The organism is Xanthomonas sp. D-109 (assembly GCF_017746095.1).
Taxonomy (GTDB): Bacteria; Pseudomonadota; Gammaproteobacteria; order Xanthomonadales; family Xanthomonadaceae; genus Xanthomonas_A; species Xanthomonas_A sacchari.
In genome coordinates, this window is the sequence record NZ_JAGHWV010000020.1 from 1 (window position 1) to 4443 (window position 4443).

Sequence of the window (4443 nt, forward strand, 5' to 3'; positions counted from 1 at the left end):
CACCAAGCGCCTGGACGCGATCGTCAACCTGATCGGCGAACTGGTGCTGTCGCGCAACCGCCTCAAGACCCTGCGCGTGCGCCTGCGCGACGAGGAACTGGACCGCGCGGTCAGCAGCCTGGACATCGCCACCGCGCGCCTGCAGTCGGCGGTGATGCGCACGCGCATGCAGCCGGTCGGCAAGGTGTTCTCGCGCTTCCCCAAGGTGGCGCGCGACGTCGCCCGCTCGCTCAACAAGGAAGTGGAGCTGGAGTTGGTCGGCGCCGACACCGAACTGGACCGCAACCTGGTCGAGGCGCTGGCCGATCCGCTGGTGCACCTGGTGCGCAACGCGATCGACCACGGCATCGAGGCGCCGGCGCTGCGCGAGGCCACCGGCAAGCCGCGCGGCGGCCATGTGCGCCTGTCGGCGCAGCAGGAAGGCGACTACGTCAGCATCGAGGTGCAGGACGACGGCGCCGGCATCGACCCGGAACGGTTGCGCGCCAAGGCCCGCGAGAAGGGCCTGATCGATCCCGAGGCCGCGGCCCGCCTGACCACCGAGGAATGCCTGCACCTGGTGTTCCTGCCCGGCTTCTCGACCAAGTCCGAGGTCACCGACATCTCCGGCCGCGGCGTCGGCATGGACGTGGTGCAGTCGCGTATCCGCGAGCTTAGCGGCCAGATCCAGATCCAGTCGGAACTGGGCCGCGGCAGCCGCTTCCTGATCCGCGTGCCGCTGACCCTGGCGATCCTGCCGACCCTGCTGGTGCAGGCCGGCGACACCGTCTATGCGCTGCCGCTGGCGCGCGTGGTGGAAGTGCTGCACGCCCCGCGCCGCTCGCTGGGCTGGTTCGACGGCCGCGCCGTGCTCGACCGGCAGTCGCACACCCTGCCCCTGGTGGACCTGCGCCAGTGGCTCAACATCGACGCCCCGCAACTGCCGCTGCTCACCGTGGTGGTGCTGCAGGCCGGCGAATCGCGCATGGGCCTGGTCGTGGACCAGGTCCGCGGCCGCGAGGAAGTGGTGATCAAGCCACTGCCGCGCTCCCTGCGCGGCCTGCCCGGCTACGCCGGCGCCACCCTCATCGGCGACGGCCGCCTGGCGCTGATCCTGGATGTGGATGGCTTGAAGGCCTGATGGGCTGGGAATGGGGAATGGGGATTCGGGAATCGTCAAAGCGGGTTCCCTGGCGCCTCGTTTTTCCTGATTCCGCCGTAGGAGCGGCTTCAGCCGCGACGCGGTGGGGCCGGGAATCGGGATTGGGGAATCGCAACAGCGGCTCCCGTGTGCCTCGTTCCCCGCTGTGAGAGCGGCTTCAGCCGTGACGCGATAGAGCATGGATGAGGGGTTCGCGATTTGCTGATTCGCGAAACCGGGTGTCCGTAGCGCCCTGGTCCCTGACTCGCCGCCTGGCCAAGGTCCGCGCGTCGCGGCTAAAGCCGCTCCTACAGCAACCCGATCGGGCATCAGTGCGCGCACTTTTGCGATTCCCCAATCCCCATTCCCGAATCCCGGCTTCATCGATTCCCCATTCCCTATTCCCCATTCCCGGCCCCCAACCCATCAAGTCCCCTGGCCCCTGGCCGATACCTCCTGCATGGACAAGCTCAGTCTCATCGGCCTGCTGTTGGCGATTCTGTCGCTCATCGGCGGCAGCATCCTCAAGGGCGCCGGCATTTCGGCGCTGTGGTCGCCGGCTGCGTTCGTGATCGTGATCGTCGGCACCGTCGCCGCGATCCTGGTGCACACCCCGCCGTCCGTGTTCCGCCGTGCGTTCCAGATCGCCAAGTGGATCCTGTGGCCGCCGCCGAGCGATCGCCAGGCGCTGCTCAAGCAGATCGTGGAATGGAGCAACATCGCGCGGCGCCAGGGCCTGCTCGGGCTGGAGAACCAGGTGCCGCAGCAGCAGGATCCGTTCGTGCGCAAGGGCCTGCAGATGCTGGTGGACGGCGTGGAGCCGGAGGCCATCCGGCACATGCTGGAGATCGACCTGGAAGGCCAGGAACATTGCGACCTGGCCGCGGCCAAGGTGTTCGAGGGCATGGGCATCTACGCACCGACCCTGGGCATCATCGGCGCGGTGCTGGGCCTGATCGCGGTGATGAAGAACCTGGCCGACCCGAGCAAGCTCGGCCATGGCATCGCCGCCGCGTTCACCGCCACCATCTACGGCATCGCCTCGGCCAACCTGCTGTTCCTGCCGATGGCCGCCAAGCTCAAGAGCGTCATCAAGCACAGTTGCGGCGAGCGCGAAATGATCATCGAAGGGTTGATCGCCATCGCCCAGGGCGAGAACCCGCGCAACATCGAATCGAAACTGGCCGGATTCTTGCATTGAGTTGCCAATGGCCCGCAAGCACTCCCACGACGAGCACGCCAACCACGAGGCATGGGCCATCCCCTATGCCGACCTGATGACGTTGCTGCTCGCCTTCTTCGTGGTGATGTACGCGTTGTCCACGGTCAACGAAGCCAAGTACCGGGTCATGGCCGACGCGATGAGCGCCGCGTTCGGCGGCACCCCGACGACGCTGCGCCCGGTGCAGGTCGGCGACCATGCATTGCAGGGCCAGGGCGGCGAACGGCCGACCCCGATCAAGTCCAGCCCGGCGCTGACCCTGCCCGATCCCAACCGCCTGCCCTCCGGCACCGCGCAGCGCGGCGACGACCTGCGCGACGCGCAGCAGCTGCGCCGCGCGCAGCGCCAGCTCGACAGCATCGCCGACCGCCTCGGCGCCGCGCTGGCGCCGCTGATCCAGAAGAAGCTGATCACCGTGCGCCGCGCCGGGCTGTGGATCGAAGTGGAGATCAACAGCGACATCCTGTTCGGCTCCGGCTCGGCCGCGCTCGACCAGAGCGCGCGCGCCACCCTGGCGGAACTGGCGCAGGTGCTGTCCGGCGTGCCCAACGGGGTGCGCGTGGAGGGCTATACCGACAACACCCCGATCGCCACCGCGCAGTTCCCGTCGAACTGGGAACTGTCGGCGGCGCGCGCGGCCAGCGTGGTCCACCTGTTCGCCGACCAGGGCCTGCAACCCTCGCGGCTGTCGATGATCGGCTACGGCCAGTTCCGCCCGCGCGCCAGCAACGACACCCCGGCCGGCCGCAACGCCAACCGCCGCGTGGTGCTGGTGATCCTGGCCGATTCCGGCGACAGCAGCGATCCGACGCCGTCGGCCCCCGACCGTCTCAGCGCCGGCGCCGCGCCGGCCACCCCGACACCCCCCGCCGCGGCGGCCCCCGGCAGCGCCGGTGGGCCCCGCGCTGTACCTGCCATTGAAGGAGTCAACTGATGCGCATCTGGGCGATCGCCAACCAGAAAGGTGGCGTGGGCAAGACCACCACCACGCTGGCCCTGGGCCGTGGGCTGGCCATGCTCGGGCACCGCGTGCTGATGCTCGATCTCGATCCGCACGCCTCGCTGACCCGGGCCTTCGACGTGCCGCAGGAACCGCAGCCGCCGGGCGTGCTGGATCTGTTCGGGACGCCGCCGGGCGAACTCGCCGCGCTGGCCCGCGACACCGCGGTCGAGCGCCTGAGCTTCGTCTGCGGGCAGACCGCGCTGGCCACCCTGGAACGCCGCAGCGCCAACCAGCCCGGCCTGGGCCTGGCGCTGCAGCAGGCCATGGCCCGCCACGCCGGCCAGCACGACTACATCCTGCTCGACTGCCCGCCGACCCTCGGCCTGCTGATGATCAACGCGCTGGCGGCGGCCGACCGCGTGATCATCCCGACCCAGGCCGAGCCGCTGGCCCTGCACGGCCTGGCCAGCATGGTCCGCACCGTGGACATGGTCGAGCGTTCGCGGCGCCGCCCCCTGCCCGCCTCGATCCTGCCGACGCTGTTCGACAAGCGCACCCGCGCCGGCAACGAGACCCTGCGGCAGATGCAGGACAGCTACGGCGAGCGGGTCTGGGAAGACGCGATCCCGGTCGACACCAAGATCTGCAACGTCAAGGCACTGACGGTGGCCGGCGTGCCCGGCGACTATCCCGGCCGCGGCCTGGCCGCCTACCGCCGCGCGCTGGAATGGCTGGTGGCCAGCGATGCGACGCCGATGGAGCAAGCCGCATGAGCACTCCCGGCATCATCGACGATTATCTGGAAGGCCTGCTCCACGACGTGATCGCCGAGGAGCAGAAAGCCGTGCCGCCGAGCCCCGCGCCGGTCGCGGTCGCCGACGTGCAAGCACAAACCGAGACGCCGGCGCCGGCGCCGGCCCCGGCCGCGGCCGGTCCGACGCCCGAGCAGATCGCGGCCGCGGTCCTGGCCGAAGCCGATTCGGACCCGGCCCTGGCCGGCATCATGTCGCAGCAGGCGCTGGCGCCCGCTCCGACCGGCCCGACCCCCGAACAGATCGCCGCCGCGGTCCTGGCCGAAGCCGATTCCGATCCGGCCCTGGCCGGCATCATGTCGCAGCAAGCGCTCGCGCCCGCGCCGGCCGGCCCGACCCCGGAACA

At 70.1% G+C, this 4443-nt stretch carries 4 protein-coding genes and 1 pseudogene; all 5 read left to right on the plus strand.

Annotated features, from left to right (window positions below; translation table 11 throughout):
• Positions 1 to 1120: chemotaxis protein CheA (locus tag J7357_RS17150; RefSeq protein ID WP_209248368.1), on the plus strand; the 1120-nt coding region annotated here is incomplete at its 5' end.
• 460 nt (positions 1121 to 1580) lie between these two features.
• Positions 1581 to 2321: a flagellar motor protein gene (locus tag J7357_RS17155; RefSeq protein ID WP_010341770.1), complete on the plus strand. Its 741-nt coding sequence runs from the start codon at positions 1581 to 1583 to the stop codon at positions 2319 to 2321.
• A 7-nt stretch (positions 2322 to 2328) separates the two neighbouring features.
• On the plus strand, positions 2329 to 3276 hold the full coding sequence (motD, locus tag J7357_RS17160) for a flagellar motor protein MotD (protein WP_209248370.1): 948 nt from the start codon (positions 2329 to 2331) through the stop codon (positions 3274 to 3276).
• On the plus strand, positions 3276 to 4058 hold the full coding sequence (locus J7357_RS17165) for a ParA family protein (protein WP_209029213.1): 783 nt from the start codon (positions 3276 to 3278) through the stop codon (positions 4056 to 4058). Before motD ends, J7357_RS17165 begins: the two co-directional genes overlap by 1 nt.
• Positions 4055 to 4443, plus strand: a pseudogene (locus tag J7357_RS17170) (hypothetical protein); the annotation flags it as partial. The gene J7357_RS17165 and the pseudogene J7357_RS17170, both read left to right, overlap by 4 nt.

What these genes read in the sequence shown, in the direction of transcription:
- J7357_RS17165 (WP_209029213.1), top strand. Translation starts at nt 3,276, where the DNA reads ATGCGCATCTGGGCGATCGCCAACCAGAAAGGTGGCGTGGGCAAGACC.
- J7357_RS17155 (WP_010341770.1), top strand. Translation starts at nt 1,581, where the DNA reads ATGGACAAGCTCAGTCTCATCGGCCTGCTGTTGGCGATTCTGTCGCTC.
- motD (WP_209248370.1), top strand. Translation starts at nt 2,329, where the DNA reads ATGGCCCGCAAGCACTCCCACGACGAGCACGCCAACCACGAGGCATGG.